We start from the raw sequence: 24,444 nt of genomic DNA, 5'->3' as shown, positions 1-24,444 counted from the left end.
AGGGCGACGCTGTGACGGATGTGACTCGTGTGACGGACGGGGTGTCGGTCGAGGCCTTTTTCACCCTTTTGCTAGGGTGACGGGATCGTGGGCAGGCATACGGATACCCCTACCGTTCCGTCCTCGGAGCGCACCCATGACGCGCGCTCGCGAGCACGGGACGTCCGGCGACCCGTCGGGACGTCCGAGCGACGGGCGGCGACGCGCGTCGCCGAGCCGGCGCGGCCGGTCTACCGCAGGCCCTTCTCGCGCGGCCGGCGGGTGCTCGGCGCGTTCGCGATGGTCGCCTGCGCCTGCATCGCCTTCGTCACCGTCACCGACCCGTACGCCGGCCAGACCGCCGAGGCCGCGCCCTCGCTGACGGGCGCGAGCGGCCACGGCGACTACAAGGTCCAGCGCTTCCCGATCCAGGGCGGCTACGTGCTCGTCTCGGTCACCCGCGACAAGTTCAAGGCCGTCAAGCCGGTCATCGTCGTGCACGACACCACCGCTGCCGCATCGGGTGGCGGAGGCGGTGGCGGCGCCTCCTCCGGCGGCGGCGCGAGCTACACCACGCCGGTCGGCACCGCGCAGACCTACGCCGCCCAGCTCGTCGCCGGCAACGGCTGGGGCGCGGGGGAGTTCTCCTGCCTCGTGAACCTCTGGAACCGCGAGTCGAGCTGGGATACGCACGCCTACAACCCGAGCGGGGCCTACGGCATCCCGCAGGCCCTGCCCGGCAGCAAGATGTCGACGTTCGGCGCCGACTGGCAGAACGACTACCACGTGCAGATCCAGTGGGGCCTCAGCTACATCAAGGGCTCGTACGGCACCCCGTGCGGCGCCTGGGCGCACTCGAACGCCTACAACTGGTACTGATCCGCCGCTCGTGCCACGCCGCAACCGTCCGCGGGAACCCGCGGACGACGAGGAGAGCGCACCGCTGCGCGCCGGCCCGGTCTTCCGGGTCGAGACGCGTCGCGGCCGCCGGTGGAACGTGCAGCCCGTGTCGGGCGCGCAGGCGCTGAAGCAGTACGTCTGCCCGGGCTGCGGCCTCGCGATCCCCGAGGGCCTGGCGCACGTGGTCGTGTGGCGCGCCGACGGCGTGCTCGGCGAGACCGTCGACCTCGAGGCGCGGCGCCACTGGCATCCGCACTGCTGGCGGATCTCGTGAGCGAGGCCGTGCCGATCCGCAGCGGGACCGAGCTCGTCGCCGTGCGCGAGGACGTCGAGCTCACCACCGTCGACGGGCTCGCGCTCGTCGGGGAGCTGGCGACCCCCGTGGCCGGGCCGCCGCTGGCGACCCTCGTGTGCCTGCATCCGCTGCCGACGGCGGGAGGGTTCATGGACTCCCACGTGCTCCGCAAGGCCGCCGCGCGGCTGCCCGCTCTCGCCGGTCTCGCCGTGCTGCGCTTCAACACCCGCGGCACGTCGAGCCCCAGGGGGACGAGCGAGGGCGAGTACGACGGCGGGATCGCCGAGCGCTACGACGTCGCCGCCGCGCTGTCGTTCGTGGCCGAGCGTGGCCTCCCCGCACCGTGGCTGCTCGGCTGGTCGTTCGGCACGGAGCTCGCGCTGAAGTACGGCCTGTCCTCCCCGGTCGAGGGCGCCGTGCTGCTGTCCCCGCCGCTCCACCGCACGAGCGAGGCGGAGCTCGCCGCCTGGCACGGCTCCGGCAAGCGCCTCGTGGTGCTCGTGCCCGAGCTCGACGACTACCTGCGGCCCGCGGCGGCCGCGGAGCGCTTCGCGGTCGTCCCCGAGGCGCGGCTGGTGCCCGTCGAGGGCGCGAAGCACCTCTGGGTCGGGGAGAACCAGGTGCGGCGCGTGCTCGACGAGATCGTCGCGACGGTCGCCCCCGGCCGTGCGCCGCTGCCGACCGAGGTGCCCGCCGACCTGGTCGCTACGCCTCGGCCTGCCGGGGGAGCACGACCTCCTCGATGATGAGGAGGACCGCGGCGGCCACCGGGATCGCGATGAGGGCGCCGAGGATGCCGAGCAGCGTGCCGCCGATGAGCGCCGCGATCACGACGACGACCCCTGGCACCTTCACCGCCCGGTTCATGATGTTCGGGCTGAGGATGTACGCCTCGACCTGCATGTAGACGATGTAGTAGATCGCCACGATCAGCCAGGTGGGCAGTCCACCGTGCGCCGGCCAGATGGAGTCCGCGAGCAGCAGCTGGCCCGCGACGATGATCACCGCTCCCGTGATCGTGCCGACGAGGGGGATGAGGCTGCCGAGGAACGCGATGAACGCGAAGACCGCCGGTAGCTTCGCCCCGACGACGGTCAGGAAGATGAAGCTGAGGACCCCGTTGATCAGCGCGAGCGAGACCTGACCGATCACGAAGCGGCCGACGGACTGGAAGATCCGCTCGGCGAGGTCGGAGAACCGCTCGCGCCGCGACATCGGGATCAACCGGTAGAGCGACGCCTTGAAGACGGGCATCGACGCGGTCAGGTACAGGGTGAGGATCACGACGATGATCCCGCCGGCGACGCCGCTCGCGATCCCGAGCCCCACCGCGAGCACGCCGCCGGTGATGTTCCCGGCGTTCTGCTGCACGAACTTCGTCACCTGGTTCGCGATGCTCGCCACGTCGACCGCCGGGACGGCGGCCTGCACCTGTCTCAGGAACGCCTTGTAGCTGAGGCCGTTCGTGTAGTCGGCGATGCTCGAGATGAGCTTCGCCGTCTGGTCGACGATCACCGGCACGACGAGCAGCAGGATCAGCGCGAAGATCCCGAGCACGATGACGAGGACGACGATCATCGCCAGCCAGCGCGGCATCTTCAGCCGCTGCAGCTGCGTGACCATCGGGTCGAGCCCGAGCGCCAGGAAGATCGCCGCTCCCACGTAGGTGAGGATCGTGGCGAGGTGGGTGACCATCCCGCCGATCGCGAGTGCGACCAGAACCCCGAGACCGCCTGCGAGGCCTGCGCGGAAGGCGTTGCGGATCCTCACCGTCGGGCCCGGATGCTCAGGACTCGACGTCGATGCGCTCGCTCGACCCGAGGGCCGAGCGCAGCGACTCGAAGTACTGGGCGATGCCGTCGCGCTCCTCGCGCAGCTCGGCGAGGCGCTCCTCCGCGTCGCGGACGAGGGCGGCGGAGCGCTCCTCGGCCTCGCTCACGATCGCGGCGGCCCGCTCGCGGGCCTCGGCGACGAGGCGCGCGGCCTCGGTCTCCGACGCCTCGCGCCGCTTGCGGCCGTCGACCTCGATCGTCATCTCGAGCGCGTCCGCCTCGAGCCGCTTGTCGGCCGCGCGGCGGATCGCGTCCGCCAGCTGCGCGTTCGCGTCGTCCAGGTAGCGCTGGGTGGAGGCGACCGCCTCCTGGTGCCGGGCGAGGTAGTCCTGCTCCGCCTCGTCGCGCCGCGCCTTCATCTCGACGTCGAGGTCGAGGCGGGCCTGCTCGACCTCCTTGGCCGTCTGCGCCCGGAGCTCGTTGAGGTCCTGCTCGAGCGCCGCCCGCGTCGCCTCGTGCTCGCGCGACTGGGCGACGCGCGCCTCCTCGAGCTCGTTGCGCAGGTCGCGCCTCGCCGCCTCGGCCTCGCGGGCGATGTCCGCCCTCGCTGCCTCCGCCTCCCGGTCGAGGTCCGCGCGGGTGCGCTCGAGCTCCACCTGCGCCTCGGCGCGGAGTCGCTCGAGCTCCCGGTGCGTGTCGGCGCGCTGCGCCTCGAGCTCGCGCTGCAGCTCGGCACGGGCGTAGTCGCTCTCGCGGAGCACGCGCTCCGCCTCGTCGCGCGCCGCGGCGGTCTCCCGCTCGACCACGACGCGCAGCTCGGCGGCCTCTCGCTCGGCGGCGGCGCGGATGGCGGCGGCCTCGCGCTTGGCGGTGCCGCGGGTCTCCGCGGCCTCGGTCGCGACCGCGCCGCGGATGGCGGCGGCCTCCCGCAGGGCGTCCTGCGTGGTCGTCTCGGCCCCGAGCTCGGCGCGGTGCGTGGTCGCGTCCGCCTCGGAGTGCGCGGACTCGAGGATCGCTGCCGCCTGGGAGCGGGCGTCGCCCAGCTGCCGCTCGGCGAGCTCCGCCGCCTCGACACGGAGCCGGTCCACATCCGCCTGGGTCGTGGAGCGCAGGCGCTGCGCGTCGATGTCCGCCTGCCCGATCACGCGCGTCGCCTGGTCCTCGGCGAGGCGCAGCAGGCTCTCCAGGCGGTGCCCGAGCCCGGCGTAGGTCGGGCTGCCGACCTCCTCGAGCTCCGAGTCGAGCTCCTCGACGCGGGACGCGAGGCGCTTCACCTCGCGCTGGGCGTCGGCGAGGCCGCTGTTCGCCTTGATCAGCTCGCGCCGCAGCTCCTGCATCGCGCGGTCGACCTCGTCGCGGTTGTAGCCGCGCATCGCGGTGGTGAAGCCGGACTCGTCGGACACGTGTCGCTCCTCATCAGCAAGAGACGTCCATGGTGGCGGCGTGTCGCGCCGGGGCCCAGTGTAGGTGCGGCAGGCTCCTCCACCCGGGAGCGGCGGCCCCGTGGTTTCGGGGGTCCGCGGCTACACTGTCGGGGATCCGCCGCCCCCCGGATGCGGGGCAACGCCGACGGGACTCCCGGGTGCGCACCCCTCGCACACCTACCATCGGCGCGGCGTCCTCGCGCCGCATCTACGGAAGGAGCCGATCCGTGCGCTTCGTGCTCGCCCTGGTCACCTTCGTCGTGGCGGCCGCCCTGATCGCCCTCGGCGTCGCCGAGCGGACCGTGCTGCGCCCGGCGGACCACGTCACGCTCTCGGCGTCGGCGCCGAAGGACGTGCGGTACGTCGTCGTCCCCGGATCCGTGCTCACCGCGCATCCGGGCGTGCAGCGGGTGCACCTCGCAGGCGGCAGCACCGCCTTCGCGGCCTACGGCCGCACCTCCGACGTCACCGCCTGGCTGTCCGGCCAGCGGTACGCGGTCGCCCGCGTCGCCGCCGACGGCACGCCCCTGCCCGCCGTCGTGCGCACCGCACCGGTCGTGGCGGGCCTCACCGGCGGGCATCCGGATCCGAACGGGTCCGACCTCTGGCTCGACCAGGCGCGCGCCTCCCGCAGCCTCGACTGGTCCGTCAACGTGCCCGACAGCGTCTCGCTGCTCGTCGCCGCGGACGGCACGGCCCCGGCCCCGGCCGCGCAGGTGCGCTGGTCCATGCGGGTCTCGACGCCGTGGGCGACGCCGATGATCGTCACCGGGAGCGTGCTCGCGCTGCTCGGTCTCCTCCTCTACATCTGGGCGCTCGTGCACCTGCGGCGCCGTCGCGGGCCCCGTCGCAAGCCGCCGCAGCGGATGCCGAAGCCGCCCGCCCCGCCGAAGTACCGGCCGACCCGTCAGCCCGCCGTCGTCGCGTCGAAGGGGCGCCGGTCGGTGCGCAACTTCTCGGTGCTGCTCGCCGGGGGCGCCGCGAGCGCGGTGCTGCTCACCGGGTGCCAGGGCGCCGTCGCGGCCGCGCCCGCGCCGACCACGACAGTGGATCCGGCCTCGGTGGTGGCGCCCGTCGCCGTGACGGAGGAGCAGGGCACCCGCATCGTGGCGCGGGCGGCCGCCGTGGAGCAGCGGGCGGATGCGTCGCTCTCGAAGTCGACGCTGTCCGAGCGCTTTGGCGGGGCGGCGCTCGATCTCCGCGCCGCCGCGTACAGCATCCACAAGGGCGACAAGAAGCAGGCGCTGCCGCAGCAGATCCCCACCGCCTTCTCGATGCGCCTCATCCTCCCCGAGGCGACGCGCGCCTGGCCGCGCACCCTCTTCGCGGTGGTCTCCGACCCCGCGGATGCGAAGGCGGCGCCGCTCGCCCTCACGCTCGAGCAGCAGACGCCCCGGGACCCGTACCGCGTCGAGTACGCGCAGGAGCTCCTGAAGCCGGCCGGCAGCGCCTCCGACCTGCCGAAGCTGCCGTCCGCGGTGCTCGGCGCCGCGCGGCTGAAGCCCGACACCCAGCTGCTCAGCGTTCCGCCGGGGCAGCTCGCCGCCGACTACGGGCTGCTGCTGCAGCAGTCCGACGCGCCGGTCGGCAAGGCCTTCGACACCGCGGCCGACCCGCTGCTGAAGGCCGCCGGACAGGCGGCGAAGGCGGCCGTGAAGAAGGGGCTCGGCAGCACGGCGAAGGTCGCGTTCTCGGACGGGACCACCGACCCGGCGTCCGTCGTGGCGCTCGTGACGGCCGACTCCGGCGCGCTCGTGTCGGTGCAGCTGCAGGAGACGTGGAAGGTGACCCCGACGAAGTCCGACGTGAAGGTGAAGCCGTCCGGCGCGACGAGGATCCTCGCGGGGACCGGCTCCACCACGAAGGGGATCAGCTCCACCTACGGCTACCAGCTGCTGTTCTCGGTGCCGCCCGCCGGCTCGAAGGAGCGCATCGAGCTGCTCGGCTACGCTCAAGGGCTGATATCCGCGAAGGAGTTGTGACGCACGTGGCCGCAGTACCCGGCGCTCCCATCAGCGGCCTCCGCGGCGCGATCGACCTCGCGCCGCTCGTGGCCCGCCAGACCCAGCAGGCGCAGCAGGCGACCGGCCGTGCGCCCGCCGCTCCGGCGCCCGCCTCCGGCGTCGTCATCGAGGTCGGTGATGCCGAGCTGCCCCGCCTCGTCGAGCTCTCCCGCACGGTCGCGGTCGTGCTCGCCGTCGTCGCCGAGTGGAGCACCCCGTCGGCGCAGCTGCTGCCCGCGCTGCAGCGCGTGGTGGAGTCCGCCGAGGGCCGGCTCGTGCTCGCCATCGTCGATCACGACAGCAACCCGCAGATCGTCGAGAGCCTGCAGGCGCAGTCCGTGCCCACCGTCGTGGCGGTGATCGCCGGCCGTCCCGTCCCGCTGTTCGCGGGTGCGGTGCCGGAGGAGCAGCTCCGGCCGCTCTTCGAGCAGGTGCTCGAGCTCGCCGCGCAGAACGGCGTGACCGGCTCGGTGCCGACCGGCGCCGCGGATGCGCAGGGCGCGCCGGCCGAGCCGGAGCCCGAGCCGCTGCCGCCGCTGCACGCCGAGGCGTACGAGGCCATCGAGCGGCAGGACTACACCGAGGCGGCCCGGCTGTTCCGCACCGCGATCGCGCAGGACCCGCGGGACGCGGCGGCCGTCGCCGCCCTCGCCCAGGTCGAGCTGCTCGGCCGGCTGCAGACCGTGCCGGGCGACGCCCGCACGCGCGCGGCCGAGGACCCGAAGGACGCCGAGGCGGCGCTCGCCGTCGCGGATCTCGACATGGCCGGCGGGCACGTCGAGGACGCCTTCACGCGCCTCCTCGACACGTTCGCGGCCGTCCCGGCGGGGGACCGGGAGCCGCTCCGCGCCCGGCTGCTCGACTACTTCGCCCTCACGGGCAACGACGACCCGCGGGTCGCCGCGGCGCGCCGCCGGCTGGCCATGCTCCTCTACTGAGGCGGTCCTCTCAGGCCGTGCGGCTCGCGCCCACCGCGGCGCGGGTGCCCGTGAGCACGGCGATCTCGCCGACGAGCGCGTGCGTGGCCGCATCGAGCATCGCGGCGACCGTCTCGTGGATGTCGAGGCTGTAGGCGTACGGATCGAAGACGTCCCACTGGTCGTCCGCCGGCGCCTTCGCTGCGCGCTGCCGCGTCGCCGCCGCGGTCACAACGAGCCGCAGCTTCGTCTCGAGGCGCTCCCCGCGGCCGATCGTCTGGCGCCGCGGCGCCGCGATCGCGTCCTGCAGCAGCGAGGTCAGCTCGATCAGCGAGAACGTGCGGGCCCGCAGCGCCGGGTACTGCAGCACGAGCTGCGCCCGCTGCGCCCGGGTCATGGTGAGCACGAGATCGGCGCGCTCGGCGAGCCCGTCGCTCATCCCGGTCGCGCGGTGGGCTCCGAGGTCGAGTCCGCGCCGCTCCGCGACGGTCTCCAGGGGGATGGGGACCGACATCCAGACCGCGGCGTCCACGCCCGCGCTGAGCACCGCGACCTCGTCGGCGCTGCGGGGCCAGATCCGGCGCAGCTCGCGAGCGGTCAGCGCGGCGGCCAGGGGGCTGCGGCCGACGTTGCGGCTGCCGACGAACAGGATCGTGAACGTCATCTGCGACTCTCCTCGAAGGACGGCGTGGCTCCCAGCGTATCGATCACGATGCGGTAACGACGACGCCTGCCGTGACGGCGGGACGGGCCGGCAGCGGTCAGTACGCCCCGTTGGAGCTCACCACCGCCTTCACCGTGCGCCAGAGGATCTGCAGGTCCTGCGTCATCGACCAGTTCTCGACGTAGTAGAGGTCGAGGCGGATGCCGTCTGCCCAGCCGAGGTTCGACCGGCCGCTCACCTGCCAGAGGCCGCTGAGGCCCGGCGTCACCGCGAGGCGGCGGAGCTCGCGACGGTCGTACTCGGACACCTCGCTCGGGAGGGCGGGCCGCGGGCCGACGAGGCTCATCTCGCCCCGGAGCACGTTCACGAGCTGGGGCAGCTCGTCGAGCGAGTAGCGGCGCAGCACCTTGCCGATCGGCGTGATGCGGGGGTCGTCGACGAGCTTGAACAGGCCCTTGTCCATGCCCTCCGTGAGCGCCGCGCGGCGTGCATCCGCATCCGCGCACATCGAGCGGAACTTGAGGATGGAGAACGGCTCGCCGTTGCGGCCGATGCGCTCCTGCCGGTAGAACACGCCGCCCTCGCTGTCCCGGGCGATCAGGATCGCGACGGTGGCGAAGACGGGGGCGAGCACGACGAGCAGGCCGGTGGCCGCGAGGACGTCGAACGCGCGCTTCGCGAAGCGGCCGGCGCCGCGGTAGTGCGGCGTCTCCACGTGGATGAGCGGCAGGCCGGCGGCCGGGCGGAGGTGGATGCGCGAGCCGCCGACGTCGGTCAGGGCCGGGGCGAGCACGAGCTCGTGCCGGCGCGGCTCGAGCTGCCAGGCGAGGTCGCGGATGCGCTCCGGGGGGAGGTGGTCGCTGCTCGTCGCCATGACGGTGTCCGCGCCGACGCCGCCCAGCACCTGCGGCACCTCATCGACAGGGCCGACGATCGGCAGGTCGCCGAGCGACCCGGTGGACGCGCCGTCGGTGAGCGCGACGCCCACCACGCGGTAGCCGTGACCCGGCTCGCGGGCGAGGTCGGCGGCCGTCTGGCGCACCGAGGCGGTCGAGCCGACGAGCACGACCCGGTGCGAGAACTCGCCGGCGATGCGGCGGCGCACGAGCCACCGGCGCCAGAGCCAGCGCGACACGAGCAGCACGGCGGTCCCCGCCGGGTAGACCGCGATCACGTAGCCGCGGGAGAGGTTCAGGCCGAGGAAGAAGGCGAGCACGATCGTGACGGCGAACGCGGCGAAGCCGGTGCGCAGCACGCGGCGGTACTCGGTGCTGCCGTTACCGATCTCGCGCTCGTCGCGGGTGTCCAGCACGGCGAGCAGCGCGATCCAGAGGACGGCGACGAGCAGCGAGATCTGCGGGTAGGTGAGCCGCAGCAGCTCGGCGTCGTGCGTGGGGATCGGCAGCGGTGCGGTGCCGAGGAAGAGCAGGTGGCACGCCAGCACCGAGACGGCCACGGCGGCGACGTCGGTGACGGCGAGGCGGCGGGCGTATCGGACGGCCCAGCGGCGGGCGGCGGGGACCGCTGATGCTGCGGCGCGGTGGGCGGGTACGGAGAGGGGGGAGGAGGTCATGATCCTTGGCGGTCCATCGGGTCTGGACACGGATCGCCGACGCGGGGTCGTCGGTCGTCCGGCTGGGTGCTCTTCGGCGTGAAGGGCCTGGGGTCGCGGCTGGGGCGACCCGTCAGGAGGAGCGGGAGTCGGACGGAGAGGGCAGCGGGGGACTGCTGAGCATGGGCGGGCTCGATTCGGGATGCGTCGGGACGCGGTGCACGGATGCACTGCACGCGGTGGGTGGGGGATCGCCGGGGAGCGATGCGGACTTCGGCGCTGAGCCGATGGGTGTCGGCCGGTGGGAGCGCTTCGCCGGTTCTCCGACCGTACCGAGGGGCGCATCCCCCGGCAAGGGGACGAACCGGCCCGAACCACCCCCTCTTCGGGGCACCGCCGAATCGGTCACTCGGTGGATCGCCACTTCCGGCCCTCGAAGCGCGGCTTGAGGGCGGGAAGGGGCAACCCGCCTCAGGAGCGCGCTACTTGCGGCGCTTGGGCCGGAGGTAGAGGGCCCCGAGCGGCGGGAGGGTGAGCACCACCGACGCCGGGTGGCCGTGCGACGGCTCGTTCTCCGCCACGACGGAGCCGTAGTTCCCGACGCCGGATCCGCCGAACTCCGCGGCGTCCGAGTTCAGCAGCTCCTCCCACGTGCCGGCGAAGGGCAGGCCGATGCGGTAGTCGCCGACGGGGCGGCCGGAGAAGTTGAACAGGGCGGCGACCGGGTTGCCGTCGCGGTCCCAGCGCAGGAACGCGAGCACGCTGTTGGCCGCGTCGCTGCCGTCGATCCAGCTGAAGCCCGCCGACGACGAGTCCTGCTGCCAGAACGACGGGTTCTCCCGGTAGACGCGGTTCAGCTGGGCGACGAACGACAGCAGGCCGCGGTGCGCGGGCTGGTCGAGGATCCACCAGTCGAGGCTGCGCTCCTGGCTCCACTCGGACCGCTGCCCGAACTCCTGGCCCATGAACAGCAGCTGCTTGCCCGGGTGGGCCCACTGGAACGCGAGGTACGCCCGCACGTTCGCGAGCTGCTGCCACGGGTCGCCCGGCATCTTGCCGATGAGCGAGCCCTTGCCGTGCACGACCTCGTCGTGGCTGATGGGCAGGATGAAGTTCTCGCTGAACGAGTAGAGGAACGAGAAGGTCAGCTCGTTCTGGTGGTAGTTGCGCCACAGCGGATCGTTGGCGATGTAGCGCAACGAGTCGTTCATCCAGCCCATGTTCCACTTGAGCCCGAAGCCGAGCCCGCCGTTGGAGGTGGGATGGGTGACGCCGCCCCAGCTGGTCGACTCCTCGGCCATCATCATCACGCCGGGGTGCAGCTTGTAGGCGGTCGCGGTGGTCTCCTGCAGGAAGCTGATCGCCTCGAGGTTCTCCCGCCCGCCGTAGCGGTTCGGCAGCCACTCGCCGTCCTTGCGCGAGTAGTCGAGGTACAGCATCGACGCCACGGCGTCGACACGCAGGCCGTCGACGTGGAACTCGTCGAGCCAGTACAGGGCGTTCGCCACGAGGAAGTTGCGCACCTGGCTGTCGCCGAAGTTGAAGATCAGCGTGCCCCAGTCCTGGTGCTCGCCGAGCCGCGGGTCGCTGTGCTCGTACAGCGGCTGGCCGTCGAAGTTCGCGAGCGCCCACGCGTCCTTCGGGAAGTGCCCCGGCACCCAGTCCATGTAGACGCCGATGCGCGCCTGGTGCAGCCGGTCGATCAGGTACTTGAGGTCGTCCGGATGCCCGAACCGCGAGGTCGGCGCGTAGTAGCCCGTCACCTGGTAGCCCCACGACGGCTCGTACGGGTGCTCGGCGAGCGGCAGGAACTCGACGTGGGTGTAACCGGTCTCGTGCAGGTAGTCGATGAGCTGGTCCGCGGCGTCGCGGTAGCCGAGACCCTGGCGCCACGAGCCGAGGTGCATCTCGTACACGCTGATCGGCTGGTCGTTCGGGTTCTGGGCCGCGCGGGCGCTCATCCAGCCGGAGTCGCCCCAGCGGTAGCTGCTCTCGGTCACGACGGACGCGGTCGCGGGCGGCGTCTCCGTGTGCCGGGCCATGGGGTCGGCCTTCTCGATCCACTCGCCCGCGGCGGTGAGGATCTCGAACTTGTATGCGCTGTAGGGGGCGAGGTCGGGGACGAACAGCTCCCAGATGCCGTGCACGTCCATCCGCCGCATGGCATGGAGCACGCCGTTCCAGTTGTTGAAGTCGCCGATCACCCGCACGGCCCGCGCGTGCGGCGCCCAGACGGCGAACGCGGTGCCCCACGTCTCGCGGGCGACGCCCGACATCGTGCGGTGGTGCGAGCCGAGCATCTCCCAGAGGCGCTCGTGCCGGCCCTCGCCGAAGAGATGCAGGTCGATGTCCCCGACGGTCGGGAGGTAGCGGTACGGGTCGTCCGCCGTCCAGGTGATGTCGTCCTCGTACGTCGTCTCGAGCACGTAGTCCTGGAAGCCGGCCACCGAGACGCCCTGCCAGACGCCGTGGCCGATGTGCGCCAGCTCGACGCGTGCGCCGCTGTCGAGCACGGCGACGACCTCGCGGGCGAGCGGGCGGAGGGCGCGGATCACGACCGCGTCGGCGTCGGGCAGGCCCGCCGGGTGCTGGCCGAGCACCGAGTGCGGCCCGGTGTGGGTGCCCTCCGCGATCTGCGCGAGCACCTCGTCCGACGGCACCGTCGGCTCGGGCGCGGCCGACGGCGCCTCAGGCGCGGTCACCGCCGCGCCGGTCGCTCCTGCGCTCGCCGTCTCGGGCGTCGTCGCCTCGCTGGTCGCCACCCGGGGCGCGTCGACCTCGGGCACGACCGCCTCGGGCGTCGTCGTGCTCTGCTGCTTCTTCGGCATCGGATGCCTTCCTTCCGCTGGGGGCGCCTCAGGACTCGACGTGCAGGATGTGCACCGGCTCGGCGTACGGGTCGAGGCGGACGTAGTCGTCCGTGCCCCACTGCCAGACCGAGTCGGTGATGAGGTCGTGCGCGGCGAACGTCTCGCCGGGTGTGCGACCGAACAGGGTCGGGTCGAGGTGCACGGTCGTCTCCCGGCTGCCGTGGGGGTCGAGGTTCGCCACGACGACGATCGCGTCCGACCGTCCGGAGTCGGTGAAGGCCCCGTCGAGGTACTTGCTGAACACGAGCACGGCGTCGTCGTCGCTCCAGTGGAAGCGGATGTTCCGCAGCTGGCCGAGGGCGGGGTGCCCGCGCCGGATCGCGTTCAGCCGGGTCAGGTACGGCGCGAGGGTGCGGCCGAGCATCGCGGCCTTCGCCCAGTCCCGCGGCCGGTACTCGTACTTCTCGTTGTCGATGTTCTCCTCGGACCCCGGGCGGGCGACGTCCTCGTACAGCTCGTAGCCGGAGTAGACGCCCCAGGTGGGAGCGGAGGTCGCGGCGATCGCCGCGCGGATCTTGTACGCCGCCGTGCCGCCGAACTGGAGGTACGGCGTGAGGATGTCGTGCGTGTTGACGAAGAAGTTGGGCCGCAGGTAGTCCGCGGATTCGGTCGACAGCTCCGTCAGGTACTCGGTGAGCTCCGCCTTCGTGTTCCGCCAGGTGAAGTAGGTGTAGCTCTGCTGGAAGCCGACCTTCGCGAGGCCGCGCATCATCGGCGGCCGCGTGAACGCCTCCGCCAGGAAGATCACCTCCGGATAGGCGCTGTTCACGTCGTGCAGCAGCCGCTCCCAGAAGCCGAGCGGCTTCGTGTGCGGGTTGTCGATCCGGAAGATCCGGATGCCGCGGTCGATCCAGTGCTGGAAGATCCGCCGCATCTCGAGGTAGCTGCCCTCGGGATCGTTGTCGAAGTTCAGGGGGTAGATGTCCTGGTACTTCTTCGGCGGGTTCTCCGCGTGGGCGATCGAGCCGTCGGGGAGCGTCGTGAAGAACTCGGGGTGCTCGGTGACCCACGGGTGGTCCGGCGAGGCCTGCAGCGCGATGTCGAGGGCGATCTCGAGGTCCAGCCGGGCGGCCGCGTCGAGGAAGTAGGCGAGGTCCTCGTCCGTGCCGAGGTCGGGATGGATGGCGTCGTGGCCGCCCTCCGCCGAGCCGATGCCGTAGGGGGAGCCGGGGTCGTTCGGGCCCGCGGTGAGCGTGTTGTTCGGGCCCTTGCGGTTCGTTCGGCCGATCGGGTGGATCGGCGGGATGTAGACGACGTCGAAGCCCATCTCCGCGATCGCGGGCAGGCGCTTCGCGGCCGTGCGGAAGCTCCCGGAGGTCCACGAGCCGTCCTCGTGCTGCACGGCGCCCTCGGACCGCGGGAAGAACTCGTACCAGGAGCCCCGGCCCGCACGGGTGCGCTCGACGCGCAGGGTGCGGCGCGGGCCCTCGGTGATGAGGCTGCGGATGGGGTCCGCGTCGATCAGCGACGCGACTCCCTCGGAGGTGGCCAGCCGGAGCCGGACCACGGGGTCGGTGTCGCGGTCGCGCAGCGCGCCCGCGGCGTCGGTGAAGGTGCGGCGGGCGTCGTCGCTGCGGCCGTCCTCGCCGGTGGCGCGCTCGAGCAGCCGGGCACCGGCCTCGAGCATGAGCTCCACGTCGATGCCCGCGGGCACCTTGATCCCGGCGTCGTGCAGCCAGGATGCCCAGTCGTCCGACCAGGCGCGCACGTACCAGGTCCACACGCCGGTGCCCTCGATGCGGTGCAGCGCGGTCCAGCGGTCGACGCCGGGCTCGATCAGGGCCATCCGCCTTCGGGTCGTCGTGCCGGCCGGGTCCTCGATCACGACCTCGGCGCCGAGCCGGTCGTGGCCCTCGCGGAACACGGTCGCCGAGAAGGGCAGCACCTCGCCGTCGAACGCCTTCGCCGGCCAGAGGTCGTCCGGCTGCTGGGGGGAGAGGTCGAGGATCGGGATGCGCCCGAGCACCGGCTGCCACGTCTCGCCCTTCGGGCCGCCGCGTCGCACCTCCGTGCTTCGCGCGCTCGTGCTGCCGCCGCGGCCCTGCCGCGTCGTACCGGTCCGGGCCGTGCCCTCGCTCCGCTGAGTGTCAGCCACGAGCCCACTCTAGGAGCGGGGGGCGTCCGCCGGACTGGGGGTTCGCTCAGGCTCGGGCCGTCCGGCGCCTGGGAAGGCCGCGGATGTAAACGTGTGCATTCCGCGCCATGGGCCTCTCTTCCGCGGTCCGAGTCCTGTCGTATGGTGATCGCGGCCGACCTTCAGACGAGTCAGGGGACCACCGCCGTGAAAGCCATCCGCCGGTTCACCGTGCGCACCGTTCTGCCGCAGTCGCTGGGGGCGCTCGACGCCCTCGCGGCCAACCTCCGCTGGTCGTGGCACGAGCCCACCAGGCAGCTGTTCGCCGAGATCGACCCGGTGATCTGGCAGGACATCGCGGGCGACCCGGTCGCCCTGCTCGGGGCCGTCAGCCCGGCGCGGATCCAGGAGCTGGCCGACAACGCCGCCTTCGTCGCGCGGGCGAACGCGCTGAAGGAGGACCTCGACCGGTACACCACCGAGCCGCGCTGGTACCAGTCGCTCGCGTCCGCGCCGAAGCACATCGCCTACTTCTCGCCGGAGTTCGGCATCGCGGCGGCCCTGCCGCAGTACTCGGGCGGCCTCGGGATCCTCGCCGGCGACCACCTGAAGAGCGCCTCCGACCTCGGCCTGCCGCTGACCGGCCTCGGCCTCTTCTACCGGTCGGGCTACTTCAAGCAGTCGATCTCGAGCGACGGCTGGCAGCAGGAGGCCTACCCGGTCCTCGACCCCGACGGCCTGCCCCTCACGCTCACCCGGCACGCGGACGGCACCCCGGCGCTCGTCTCGCTCGCGCTGCCGTTCGGCCGCACCCTGCACGCCCGCATCTGGCAGGTCGCGGTCGGCCGCGTCACCCTGCTGCTGCTCGACACCGACATCCCCGAGAACGAGGAGTCGCTCCGCGGCGTCACCGACCGCCTCTACGGCGGCGGCGGCGAGCACCGCCTGCTGCAGGAGCTGCTGCTCGGCATCGGCGGTGTCCGCGCCCTGCGCATCTGGACCGAGCTGACCGGCGCCCCCGAGGCCGAGGTCTTCCACACCAACGAGGGCCACGCGGGCTTCCAGGGGCTCGAGCGCATCTCCACCCTCATCTCGGAGGGCCTCACCTTCGCCGAGGCGCTCCAGGTGGTGCGCGCCGGCACGGTCTTCACGACCCACACCCCGGTCCCGGCCGGCATCGACCGGTTCGACCGCGGCCTCGTGCAGCAGTACTTCTCCGGCGACCTCCTGCCCGGCGTCGACGTGTGGGAGGTGCTCGCGCTCGGCGCGGAGACCTACCCCGGCGGCTCGCACGACGTCTTCAACATGGCGGTCATGGGCCTGCGCCTCGGCCAGCACGCGAACGGCGTCTCCCAGCTGCACGGGGAGGTGAGCCGCGGCATGTTCGCCGGGCTCTGGCCGGGCTTCGACGCCTCCGACGTGCCGATCACCTCGGTCACGAACGGCGTGCACGCGCCGACGTGGACGGATCCGCTGCTGCTGAAGCTCGCGGAGGACAAGCTCGGCACGTCCGACACGACCGCCGCGGAGTGGTCGTCCGGCGCCGTGACCGACGCGGAGCTCTGGGCCGTGAAGGGGCGGATGCGGGCCAACCTCGTCGCCGACGCGCGCCGCCGCATCACCGAGGCCTGGCACGAGGAGAACCCGGGCGCCTCCGCGCCCGCGTGGTTCGACGAGGTGCTCGACCCCGACGTGCTCACGATCGGCTTCGCCCGCCGCGTGCCGACGTACAAGCGGCTCACCCTCATGCTCGAGGACGAGAAGCGGCTCATCTCGCTGCTCACCTCGAAGAAGCGCCCGGTGCAGCTCGTGATCGCGGGCAAGTCGCATCCGGCCGATGACGAGGGCAAGCGGCTCATCCAGAAGCTCGTCCGCTTCGCGCAGGACCCCGAGCTGCGCCGCCGGCTCGTCTTCCTGCCGAACTACGACATCGCGATGGCGCAGGTGCTCTACCCGGGCTGCGACGTGTGGCTGAACAACCCGCTGCGGCCGCTCGAGGCGTGCGGCACGTCGGGGATGAAGGCCGCGCTGAACGGCGCGCTGAACCTGTCGATCCTCGACGGCTGGTGGAACGAGTACTACGACGGCGAGGACGGCTGGGCGATCCCGTCCGCCGACGCCGCCGGCGATGCCGCCGAGCGCGACAAGCTCGAGGCGGAGAGCCTCTACGACCTCATCGAGAACCAGATCGCGCCGCGCTTCTACCGCCGGGACGACAAGGGCGTGCCCTCCAGGTGGATGAAGTCCGTGCGGCACACGCTCGACACCCTGTCGCCCGAGCTGTCCGCCGACCGGATGGTTCGGGAGTACGTGCAGCGGCTCTACATGCCCGCGGCGAAGGCGGCCGAGGCCATCAGCGAGGGCGACTTCGCCGGCGGCCGCGAGCTCGCGCAGTGGAAGAGCCTCGTGCAGAGCGCGTGGGGCGGTGTCTCCGTCGTGCACGTCGAGAGCGGCGGTCTCGCGCCGGTGCCGCAGGTCGGCGACGCGCTGTCGGTGCGGGCGCAGGTGCAGCTCGGCACGCTCACGCCCGACGACGTCGCCGTGCAGGTCGTCTACGGCACGTCCCGGGAGGGCGACGACCTCGTCGACACCGCGACGGTGGAGCTCGCGCCGCTGCAGGACGACGCGCTCGACGCGCACGACCCGATGACCGGCACGCTCTTCCTCGACGGCTCGACGACGTTCGCCGGCACCGTCACGCTGCAGCGCCCGGGCTCGTTCGGCTACAACGTGCGCGTCGTGCCGAAGAACCCCTACCTGGTCAACCCGGCCGAGATGGGCCTGGTGGCGGTCGCCCACTGACCGGGCATCCAGCCGACCCCCGGCGAAGGGTTGCCACTGGTGGTGACTTCTCGGGCCCGCAAGTCACCACGAGTGGCAACTCCCGAGCTTGCATGACCGGCTGCTGCCACTATCTGCGACCTTGAGCGTCTCAAGACCGCAGAAGGTGGCAACAGCCGGAGTTCGCTAGTCGGCGCGGAAGAGCAGGAGCGCCGGGCCGTCGACCGTCACGGCGCCGCCCGCCTCGGTGACCGTGTCGCGCGCCTCGTCGTCCGCGCTCGACCAGAGCAGCGTGTAGCGGACGATGGCGTCGTGCTCCGGGAGCACGACCGTCTTCTCGGTCTCCTCCCCGTGCAGCACGACGAGGGTGCTGCTGCGCTCGCCGTCCACCGGCACCGCGCGGGCCAGGTACTGCAGGGTCCGGTTCTCGGGCGCGGTCCAGGTCGCGTGGTCCATCCGCGCGCCGGTCGCGTCGAACCAGTGCATCTCGGTCGCGCCCGGCAGCTCCTCGTCGAGCCGGGCGTAGCGCGTTGGCCGCAGCGCCGGGTTCTCGCGGCGGAGCGCGATGAGCCGCTTCGTCACCTCGAGCAGGTCGCGCTGCCAGTCCGCGAGCGTCCAGTTCACCCAGGTCAGCCGGGCGTCATGGCAGTAGGCGTTGTTGTTGCCGCGCTGGGTGCGGCCGAGCTCGTCGCCCGCCACGAGCATCGGCACGCCCGCGGACAGCAGCAGCGTCCCCAGCAGGTTCCGCATCGCGCGGCGCCGTGAGGCGAGGGTCCGCTCGTTCCGGGTCGGTCCCTCCGCCCCGAAGTTGAACGAGTGGTTGTTGTCCGTGCCGTCGCGGTTCGACTCGCCGTTGCCGAGGTTGTGCTTCGTGTTGTACGCCGTGAGGTCGGCGAGGGTGAAGCCGTCGTGGGCGGTCACGAAGTCGATCGAGGCGAGCGGGCCCCGCGCCTCGCTGAAGCGGGAGCTCGAACCGGCGAGCCCGTCGGCCATCGCGCCGACGGAGGTGCGCGGGTAGCCGTCGTTGCGGAGCACGTGCAGGTCGGTCAGCCAGAAGTCGCGCACCGTGTCGCGGTAGCGGTCGTTCCACTCGGACCAGCCGTCGGGGAACCCGCCGGTCTGCCATCCGCCGAGCCCGACGTCCCACGGCTCGGCGATGAGCTTCACGCCGGCGAGCGCGGGGTCGTCGCGGAGCGCGGCGAGCAGCGGCGACTCGGGGGAGTACGCCCCGCCCCCGTCGCGGCCGAGCGTGACCGCGAGATCGAAGCGGAAGCCGTCGATCTGCACCTCCTGCGCCCAGTACTTCACCGAGTCGAGCACGAGGCGCTGCACGGCCCCCTGGCTGAAGTCGAGGGTGTTCCCGCAGCCGGTGGTGTCGAGGTAGCGGCCGGAGTCGTCCTGGCGGTAGTAGGTGCTGTTGTCGATGCCGCGGAAGCCGAGGGTGGGCCCGTCGAGGCCCTCCTCCGCGGTGTGGTTGTAGACGACGTCGAGGATCACCTCGATGCCCGCCTCGTGCAGCAGCCGCACCATGCCCTTGAACTCGGTGAGGACGGCCTGGGGGCCGCCGCGCTGCGCGGCGAGCGTCGCGTACTGCATGTGCGGGGCGAAGAAGCCGACCGTGTTGTAGCCCCAGTAGTTGGCGAGGCCCTGCTTCACGAGGCGGCGCTCGGAGGCGAAGGCCTGCACCGGCAGCAGCTCGACCGCGGTGACGCCGAGCTCGGTGAGATGGGCGACGGTCGCCGGATGCGCGAGGCCGGCGTAGGTGCCCCGGAGGTGCGGTGGCACCGCGCGGAGCTGCTTCGTGAGGCCGCGCACGTGCGCCTCGTAGATCACCGTGTCCTTCAGCGGGGTGCCGGGCCGGCCGACGCCGCCCCAGTCGAAGCCGTCGTCGACCACCACGCCGCGCCAGGCGCCCTCCTCCACGCGGACGAGGCCGCGGGCGTAGGGGTCGAGCAGGTGCGTGTCGCGGGAGAACGCGTGGCGAGGACCGTCCGGGCCGTCGACCCGGATCGAGTAGCGGCGGCCGGGCGTGAGCAGCGACGACGAGGCGGCCCAGACGCCGTCGCCGGCGCGGCGCATCCGCACCGTCCGCTCGACCCAGCCGGGATCGCGGTCGTCGAGGAGGCACAGCTCCATGCGCGTGGCGTGCTCGCTCACCACGCGGAGCGTGCCGCCCTCGGGTCCGGCGCGGACGCCGAGGTCGCGGAGCGGATCCGACACACGGACCGTCGCGCTCTCGAGGACTCCGGTGGCCAGCACCCGCCTACCCTATTCACGCCATGGCCGTCTACCTCGATCACGCCGCAGGCACGCCGATGCGCCCTGCCGCGGTCGCGGCGCTCGCCGAGGCGGCCGGCCGCGTCGGCAACCCGTCGTCGGTGCACGGGCACGGCCAGGCCGCCCGCGCCGCGCTCGAGGAGGCGCGGGAGCGGCTCGCCGCGGTGCTCGACTGCGACCCCCTCGAGGTCGTGCTCACCTCCGGTGGCACCGAGTCGGTGAACCTGGCGATCACCGGTTCGTACCGGGCCGCACGCGGCAGGAGCGACCTGCTCGTCCCGGGCGGCGAGCACGCCGCGACCGTCGAGGCCGTCGACGCGCTCGTCGCGTCCGAGGGCGCCCACCTCGTCCCGCTCGCGGTCGACGCCCATGCCCGGCTGGCGCCCGCCGTGCTCGCCGATGCGCTCGACGAGCATCGGACGACCGCCGCGCTCGTCAGCCTGCTCTGGGCGAACAACGAGGTCGGCACCCTGAACCCCGTGCCGGAGCTCGCCGCCCTGACCCGCTCCTCGGACGTGCCGCTGCACGTCGACGCGGTCGCCGCGTTCGGTGCGATCCCGGTGTCGTTCCGGGCGTCGGGTGCCGACCTGCTCAGCGTCTCGGCGCACAAGGTCGGGGGACCGGCCGGCGTCGGGGCGCTCGTCGTGCACCGCCGGGCGGCGCTCTCGCCGCTGCTGCACGGCGGCGGCCAGGAGCGGGGGCTGCGCTCCGGCACGGTCGCCGTGCCGCTCGCGGTCGCCTTCGCCGTCGCGGCCGAGGAGGCCGTCGCCGACCTCGCCGCAGCGACCGCGCACACGGCCCGCTTGCGCGACAGGGCGCTGGCGGGACTGGTGGCGGGGCTGCCCGGATCCGTCGTCCGCGGCGCGGACACCGCGGTCCCGGGTGCCCGGCTGCCGAACAACCTCCACGTGACGGTGCCGGGCGCCGACGGGGAGGACCTGCTGCTGCTGCTCGACGCCGCCGGCGTCTCGGTGAGCACCGGATCCGCCTGCCTCGCGGGCGTCGCCCGGATCTCGCCGGTGCTGCTCGCCATGGGCCTGCCCGTCGACGAGGCCCGCGGTGCGCTCCGCATCACCTTCGGCCACACCTCGAGCGAGGCGGACGTCGACGCGCTGCTCGCCGCCCTCCCGCGCCTCGCCGCCGCCGTCCGCTGAGGGACCCCGCGTCCGGTGTGGGTTGCCACTTCTGGCCCTCGAGGGCGCGCGTGGAGGGCGGATGGTGGCAACTCAGCTGGTGAGGCCCGGTTCGCGGGGCTTCACCTGGGGTCGCAGCACCTGATCCACGCCGTCCCCGAGGCAGCCGCGCCTACCCTGGTCGCATGAAGGTGCTGGCGGCGATGAGCGGCGGCGTGGACTCCGCGGTCGCCGCGGCGCGCGCCGTCGACGCCGGCCACGACGTCACCGGGGTGCACCTCGCGCTGAACCGCAGCCGCGGCACGCTCCGCGAGGGCAGCCGGGGCTGCTGCACGATCGAGGACGCGATGGACGCCCGCCGCACCGCGGACGTGCTCGGCATCCCCTTCTACGTCTGGGACTTCAGCGACCGCTTCTCCGAGGCCGTCGTCGACGACTTCGTCGCCGAGTACGCCGCCGGCCGCACGCCCAACCCGTGCCTGCGCTGCAACGAGCGGATCAAGTTCGCCGCCCTGCTCGACAAGGCCGTCGCCCTCGGGTTCGACGCCGTCTGCACGGGGCACTACGCGCTCGTCACGACGGATGCCGAGGGTCGCCGGGAGCTGCACCGCGCCTCCGACGAGGCGAAGGACCAGTCGTACGTGCTCGGCGTGCTCACCGCCGACCAGCTGGCGTACGCGATGTTCCCGCTCGGCCGCACGCCGTCGAAGGCGCTCGTCCGCGCCGAGGCCGAGCGCCGCGGCTTCCGCGTCGCGAGCAAGCCCGACAGCCACGACATCTGCTTCATCCCCGACGGCGACACCCGCGGCTGGCTCGCCGACCGGCTCGGCAGCGCTCCCGGGCCCGTCCTCGACACGGACGGCGTCGAGGTCGGCCGGCACGAGGGTTCCCATGCCTACACGGTCGGCCAGCGCCGCGGCCTGTCCCTCACCCGTCCGGCGCCCGACGGCCGGCCGCGCTTCGTGCTCGAGGTGAAGCCCGCGTCGAACACGGTCGTCGTCGGATCCCGTGAGCAGCTCGCCATCGGCGAGCTCGGCGGCGAGCGGTGGTCCTGGTCGGGCGAGGCACCCGCCGGCCTCGACGCCGGCTTCCGCTGCCACGTGCAGGTCCGCGCCCACGCCGACCCTGTGCCCGCCGTCGCCCGGATCACTGCGGAGGGCGTCGTCGTGCGCCCGGACGAGCCCATCCTCGGCCTCGCGCCGGGCCAGAGCGCCGTGCTCTACGACGGCACGCGGGTGCTCGGCCAGGTGACCGTCGACCGCACCGTGCGCGTGCCGGTTCCCGCCTGATCGCAGGCCGCTTTCCTGCAGAATCCGCACAGCGGCGGCCTCTGCCGGACGTCGGTGCCCGCTCCTACACTCGCGGTGTGAGCGATCCCATGACGACCGACGCCACGGCTCCTGTGGACGAGATGCGTGCCCTCACGGAGCGCATCCGTGAGCTGCGGCACGAGTACTACGAGGGCAACGCCTCCACCGCGTCCGACGCGGAGTACGACGGGCTCGTGCACCGGCTCGAGCGGCTCGAGCAGGAGCACCCCGACCTCGCGGCGCCCGACAGCCCCACCCGCACCGTCGGCGGCGCTGCCGAGACCGCGCTGTTCGCGCCCGTCGTGCACGCCGAGCCGATGCTGAGCCTCGACAACGTGTTCAGCATCGAGGAGCTGCAGGCGTGGGCTGCGAAGGTCCGGCGCGATGCGGCGAAGGTCGCGCCCGAGCGGCCCGTCCGCTGGCTCTCGGAGCTGAAGATCGACGGGCTCGCGATCAACCTCCGCTACGAGCGCGGCGTGCTCGTCTCCGCGGCCACCCGAGGCGACGGGATCACCGGCGAGGACGTCACGCCGAACGTGCGGATCATGGGCACGATCCCCGACCGCCTCGCGGGCGCCGGGCACCCCGACGTCGTCGAGGTGCGGGGCGAGATCTTCTTCCCCGTCGCCTCGTTCGACGAGCTGAACGCGATGCAGGCCGCCGCGGGGGAGCGGGTCTTCGCGAACCCCCGCAACGCGGCGAGCGGATCGCTGCGGCAGAAGGAGGAGGGCAAGTCGGAGGCGCGCCTCGCCCTGATGCGCGACCGGCTGCAGCGGCTCCGGATGCTCGTGCACGGCATCGGCGCCTGGCCGGTCGAGCAGATCGAGCGGGAGACGCCCGTCACGGCGCAGAGCGAGGTGTACGACCTGCTCGCGGAGTGGGGGCTGCCCACCTCCACCCACTACCGCGTCTTCGGCACCGTGGAGGAGGTCGAGGGCTACATCGAGCACTACCGGTCCGCGCGGGCGTCCGTCGAGCACCAGATCGACGGCATCGTGATCAAGGTCGACGACCTCGACCTGCACGTCGCCCTCGGCGCGACGAGTCACGCGCCCCGCTGGGCGACCGCGTTCAAGTACCCGCCGGAGGAGGTGCACACGAAGCTGCTCGACATCGTCGTCTCCATCGGCCGCACCGGCCGCGCGACCCCGTTCGCGGTGATGGAGAAGGCGCGCGTCGCGGGCTCCGAGGTGCGCCAGGCGACCCTGCACAACCAGGACGTCGTCAAGGAGAAGGGCGTGCTCATCGGCGACACGGTCGTGCTCCGCAAGGCCGGCGACGTCATCCCCGAGGTGCTCGGACCCGTGGTCGAGCTGCGCACCGGCGAGGAGCGCGAGTTCGTCATGCCCACGCGCTGCCCCGAGTGCGGCACCGAGCTGCGGCCGGCGAAGGAGGGCGACGTCGACCTGCGCTGCCCGAACGCCCGCAGCTGCCCGGCGCAGGTGCGGGGCCGGGTCGAGCACATCGGATCCCGCGGCGCGCTCGACATCGAGGCCCTCGGCGAGGTGGCCGCCGCCGCGCTCACGCAGCCCGACGAGCCGGCCGTGCCGCCGGTCGTCACCGAGGCGGACCTGTTCGACCTCACCCTCGACGACCTGCTGCCCATCCGCACCGTGGTCCGCGATCCGGAGACGGGCCTGCCCCGCCTGAACGACGACGGCTCACCGAAGCGCGTCGCCCCGTTCCGCCGGCAGCTGAACGCCGAGGAGAAGCGGATGGCGCGCGCCGAGGGGAGGAGCCTCGACGGCACCGAGACGGCGCCGTCGAAGCAGGCGACCGACCTGCTCGCGAACCTCGAGCAGGCGAAGACGCGCGACCTCTGGCGCTTCCTCGTCGGGCTGTCGATCCGGCACGTCGGTCCCGTGGCCGCCCGGGCGCTCGCCGCGCACTTCGGCTCGATCGCGGCGATGCGCGCCGCGAGCGTCGAGGAGCTCGCCGCCGTGGACGGCGTCGGCCCGATCATCGCCGAGGCGCTGGTCGACTGGTTCGCCGTCGACTGGCACGTCGAGATCATCGACCGGTGGACGGCCGCGGGCGTGCAGCTCACGACGCCCGGGCATCCCGGACCCGGCGAGGCGACGACCGAGCAGGGGCTGCTCGCCGGCCTCAGCGTGGTCGTCACCGGCACCATCGAGGGCTTCTCCCGGGAGGAGGCGGAGGAGGCGATCCTCGCCGCAGGCGGCAAGGCGGCCTCGAGCGTCTCCAAGCGCACGGCCTTCGTCGTCGCCGGTCCGGGCGCCGGCACGAAGCTGCAGAAGGCCGAGTCGCTGGGCGTCCCGCTGCTCGATGCGGAAGGGTTCCGCATCCTGCTCGAGCAGGGGCCGGAGGCGGCGCGGGCGACGCTCGGCACGACCGGCTGAGCGCTGCCAGGGCGACACGCCGACGACCAGGTCGCCGTACCCGGATCGTGTCCTGACGGGGGATAGCGCCCCCACTTCGGGTCCCCCTACTGTGGGGGTCACGCGACCGCCTCGGCCCGGCCGTCGCGCGAGG

At 73.0% G+C, this 24,444-nt stretch carries 16 protein-coding genes; 9 read left to right on the top strand and 7 right to left on the bottom strand.

Annotated elements, in window-relative coordinates; translation table 11 throughout:
- Window positions 1-261: 261 nt before the first annotated feature.
- Genes VIG76_RS12205 through VIG76_RS12195 form a run of 3 tightly spaced genes read left to right on the top strand, consistent with a single transcriptional unit; the run spans window position 262 to window position 1,920 of the window.
- Complete coding sequence (locus VIG76_RS12205; protein ID WP_331954499.1) at window positions 262-858, top strand: aggregation-promoting factor C-terminal-like domain-containing protein; 597 nt, start codon at window positions 262-264, stop codon at window positions 856-858.
- Between the two features lie 10 nt (window positions 859-868).
- Window positions 869-1,153 (top strand): hypothetical protein, encoded by a 285-nt coding sequence (locus VIG76_RS12200; protein WP_414640641.1) that lies wholly within the window; start codon window positions 869-871, stop codon window positions 1,151-1,153.
- Entirely contained in the window at window positions 1,150-1,920 is a 771-nt protein-coding gene (locus VIG76_RS12195) for an alpha/beta hydrolase (protein ID WP_331954497.1), read from the top strand. Before VIG76_RS12200 ends, VIG76_RS12195 begins: the two co-directional genes overlap by 4 nt.
- Here VIG76_RS12195 and VIG76_RS12190 read toward each other — a convergent pair.
- Together VIG76_RS12190 and VIG76_RS12185 are read right to left on the bottom strand one after the other, a co-directional pair.
- On the bottom strand, window positions 1,880-2,944 hold the full coding sequence (locus VIG76_RS12190) for an AI-2E family transporter (RefSeq protein WP_331954495.1): 1,065 nt from the start codon (window positions 2,942-2,944) through the stop codon (window positions 1,880-1,882). The genes VIG76_RS12195 and VIG76_RS12190 overlap by 41 nt on opposite strands.
- 16 nt (window positions 2,945-2,960) lie before the next feature.
- On the bottom strand, window positions 2,961-4,349 hold the full coding sequence (locus VIG76_RS12185) for a DivIVA domain-containing protein (protein ID WP_331954493.1): 1,389 nt from the start codon (window positions 4,347-4,349) through the stop codon (window positions 2,961-2,963).
- 248 nt (window positions 4,350-4,597) lie between these two features.
- Between VIG76_RS12185 and VIG76_RS12180 the strand changes: the two genes are divergently transcribed.
- A complete protein-coding gene (locus VIG76_RS12180) occupies window positions 4,598-6,352 on the top strand; it encodes a DUF8094 domain-containing protein (protein ID WP_331954491.1) in 1,755 nt (584 codons plus the stop codon).
- A gap of 5 nt (window positions 6,353-6,357) precedes the next feature.
- A complete protein-coding gene (locus tag VIG76_RS12175) occupies window positions 6,358-7,311 on the top strand; it encodes a co-chaperone YbbN (protein WP_331954489.1) in 954 nt (317 codons plus the stop codon).
- Between the two features lie 10 nt (window positions 7,312-7,321).
- Here the strand turns inward: VIG76_RS12175 and VIG76_RS12170 are convergent, their stop codons facing one another.
- From VIG76_RS12170 to VIG76_RS12155, 4 genes are all read right to left on the bottom strand, one after another.
- Entirely contained in the window at window positions 7,322-7,954 is a 633-nt protein-coding gene (locus VIG76_RS12170; RefSeq protein ID WP_331954487.1) for an arsenate reductase/protein-tyrosine-phosphatase family protein, read from the bottom strand.
- Window positions 7,955-8,051: 97 nt separating this feature from the next.
- The gene (locus VIG76_RS12165) at window positions 8,052-9,527 is read right to left on the bottom strand and encodes a sugar transferase (protein ID WP_331954485.1); all 1,476 of its coding nucleotides are present in this window, start codon (window positions 9,525-9,527) and stop codon (window positions 8,052-8,054) included.
- Between the two features lie 461 nt (window positions 9,528-9,988).
- Window positions 9,989-12,334, bottom strand: a complete 2,346-nt coding sequence (glgB, locus tag VIG76_RS12160; RefSeq protein ID WP_331954483.1) for a 1,4-alpha-glucan branching protein GlgB — start codon at window positions 12,332-12,334, stop codon at window positions 9,989-9,991.
- A 28-nt stretch (window positions 12,335-12,362) separates the two neighbouring features.
- Window positions 12,363-14,471, bottom strand: coding sequence for an alpha-1,4-glucan--maltose-1-phosphate maltosyltransferase (locus VIG76_RS12155; RefSeq protein ID WP_414640640.1), 2,109 nt, complete (start codon window positions 14,469-14,471; stop codon window positions 12,363-12,365).
- A gap of 186 nt (window positions 14,472-14,657) precedes the next feature.
- On the opposite strand from VIG76_RS12155, the gene glgP reads away from it, so the two are divergent.
- A complete protein-coding gene (gene glgP, locus VIG76_RS12150; RefSeq protein WP_331954481.1) occupies window positions 14,658-17,252 on the top strand; it encodes an alpha-glucan family phosphorylase in 2,595 nt (864 codons plus the stop codon).
- Between the two features lie 165 nt (window positions 17,253-17,417).
- Here the strand turns inward: glgP and glgX are convergent, their stop codons facing one another.
- Window positions 17,418-19,490: a glycogen debranching protein GlgX gene (gene glgX, locus VIG76_RS12145; RefSeq protein WP_331954479.1), complete on the bottom strand. Its 2,073-nt coding sequence runs from the start codon at window positions 19,488-19,490 to the stop codon at window positions 17,418-17,420.
- A 20-nt stretch (window positions 19,491-19,510) separates the two neighbouring features.
- On the opposite strand from glgX, the gene VIG76_RS12140 reads away from it, so the two are divergent.
- The 3 genes from VIG76_RS12140 to ligA all read left to right on the top strand — a co-directional run bounded on the left by VIG76_RS12140 (window position 19,511) and on the right by ligA (window position 24,311).
- Window positions 19,511-20,662, top strand: a complete 1,152-nt coding sequence (locus VIG76_RS12140) for a cysteine desulfurase family protein (RefSeq protein WP_331954477.1) — start codon at window positions 19,511-19,513, stop codon at window positions 20,660-20,662.
- Window positions 20,663-20,826: 164 nt separating this feature from the next.
- Window positions 20,827-21,930 (top strand): tRNA 2-thiouridine(34) synthase MnmA, encoded by a 1,104-nt coding sequence (gene mnmA / locus VIG76_RS12135; protein WP_331954475.1) that lies wholly within the window; start codon window positions 20,827-20,829, stop codon window positions 21,928-21,930.
- An 89-nt stretch (window positions 21,931-22,019) separates the two neighbouring features.
- Entirely contained in the window at window positions 22,020-24,311 is a 2,292-nt protein-coding gene (gene ligA / locus VIG76_RS12130; protein ID WP_331954558.1) for an NAD-dependent DNA ligase LigA, read from the top strand.
- The last annotated feature ends 133 nt before the right edge of the window (window positions 24,312-24,444 follow it).

It is taken from the genome of Amnibacterium sp. (assembly GCF_036559085.1).
GTDB lineage: Bacteria > Actinomycetota > Actinomycetes > Actinomycetales > Microbacteriaceae > Amnibacterium.
This window is presented reverse-complemented; position numbering and strand designations above follow the sequence as displayed.